The sequence below is a fragment of the Corallococcus llansteffanensis genome, from assembly GCF_003612055.1.
In the GTDB taxonomy this organism is placed as follows: domain Bacteria; phylum Myxococcota; class Myxococcia; order Myxococcales; family Myxococcaceae; genus Corallococcus; species Corallococcus llansteffanensis.
Genome location: NZ_RAWB01000962.1, coordinates 1 through 1817, shown reverse-complemented (window position 1 = coordinate 1817; position 1817 = coordinate 1). Strand labels below are relative to the sequence as shown.

The following is a 1817-nucleotide window of genomic DNA, read 5'->3' as shown; positions in this document are numbered from 1 at the left end:
GTCCCTTGAACGGACGTACTACTACCAGGGAGAGCTCCTCCAGCTCGCCGACTTCATCCGGGACCAGCGCTACACGCGGGACCTGGTCGGCTACCAGAACCGCCAGCTCTTCGCGCCCGGTGTCCTCCAGGGCCTGGCCCTCAGTGGCGTGGGCGGCACGTCGCTCATCGTGGCGCCCGGCATGGCCTTCAGCGGCGCCGGCGTCCCGCTGTACGTCGTGAGGAACACGAACATGACCGCCCAGGGACAGACCCCGGACGGCTCCTACCTGGCCGTCCTGGACTACGCGGACAACAACACCCCCGAGTTCCAGGCGTCCCTCAAGTCCACCCACGCCATCATCGAGAACCCGAAGCTGACGCTGGCGCCGGTGGGACCGACGGCCCCGGGCAACGGCATCATCCTGGGCATCGTCGCGTTCAAGAGCGGGAAGGTCGACAGCATCGACCAGACCGCGACCAGCGGACGTCAGACGAGCTGGCTGCTGCTGCCCACGTCCTCCAGCAGCGTGGCGCCCACGTCCTTCCGTGGCGCGCTGCGCGTGGAACCCGACTCCGCGGGCGCCGACACGATGCTGCAGATCACGCAGGACCTGGCCGGACGCGGCGCGGGGGCGAGCACCGCGCGCTTCGACTTCACGGATGGGGACGTGAAGGACTCGGGCGTGAGCATCAACACGAAGAAGGCGGACGGGAGCCATGCCCTCCTCTCCGCGCGCTACGGGGGGAGCGACGTGTGGGAGCTGGCGCAGGACGGGACGCCCCGCACGCTGAGCGACGCATCCCTGAAGGTGGACGTGCGCCCACTCACCGGAGCCCTGGAGCGCGTGGCCGCGCTGCGCCCCGTGTCGTTCGCGTGGCGCGCCGACCCGTCGGGCCCGCGCCGGCTGGGGCTCCTGGCGCAGGAGACGGCCCAGGTGCTGCCGGAGGTCGTCGGCACCAACGCACAGGGGCAGGCGATGATCGCGTACCAGGAGCTGGTGCCGCTGCTGCTCCAGTCCGTGCGGGAGCTGACGGAGCGGATCGCCGGGCTCGAGCAGCGCCTCGCGGCCCGGGACGAGGAGCGATGACACCGGACGGCTCCGAGCGCCCGCTGTTCCACGACGGCCAGTCGCTGGGCGCCGCGGACTTCCGCACGGAGCAGCGCTACTTCGAGACGCTGTTCACGGGGCTCAACCACGCGCTCCACCTGTCCGGCATCGCGCAGGGGCTGGAGGTGACGGTCGGCCAGCGGCCTGGTTCGCTCGAGGTGGCCCCCGGGGTGGCCATCGACGACGCGGGGCGCGCGCTCATCCTCACCGAGACGCGGCTCGTGGACGTCGTGGGTGAGCCGGGTCAGGCGCTCTTCATCCTCATCACCAGCGCCGAACAACCCACCTCGCTCACCTCGGAGAGTGGTGAGTTCGGCTACAAGCGTTTCCTCCTCGAACCGCGCATCGAGCTGTCCGCCCTGGGGGTGGCACAGGGGGCGTCCGAGGTCGTGCTCGGAAAGGTGTTCCTCGACGCGCGCGGCGACGTGGAGCGGGTGGACCCGCGCGTGCGACAGGCCAGTGGTACGCGCGTGGGGAGCGTCACCTTCGCTTCCGGCGACGTCCCCGAACAGGAGAGCCCCAGGCTGGAGGCGGACCGGAGCCAGTCTGCGTCCTCCGTGCTCGTGGCCTCCGTGGACTCCGCGACGTTCACCGGCGCCCTGCTGGTGACGGGAACGCTCCGCGTGAACCGCGAGTTCCCACACGCGCAACTCGATGTCGAAAGCACGCGCAGCCAGATTCTCGCCGTGAGGGACACACGAACAGCGCTCCTGCTGGACAACCAGGG

Annotated in this window: 2 protein-coding genes; both read left to right on the top strand. The window is 70.6% G+C overall.

The features are described 5' to 3' along the window. On the top strand, nt 1-1069 hold a 1069-nt coding region (locus D7V93_RS42505), incomplete at its 5' end, for a tail fiber domain-containing protein (RefSeq protein ID WP_147451662.1). After that, nucleotides 1066-1817, top strand: a 752-nt coding sequence (locus D7V93_RS42500) for a hypothetical protein (RefSeq protein WP_208723344.1), incomplete at its 3' end; no start/stop codon positions are given. The genes D7V93_RS42505 and D7V93_RS42500, both read left to right, overlap by 4 nt.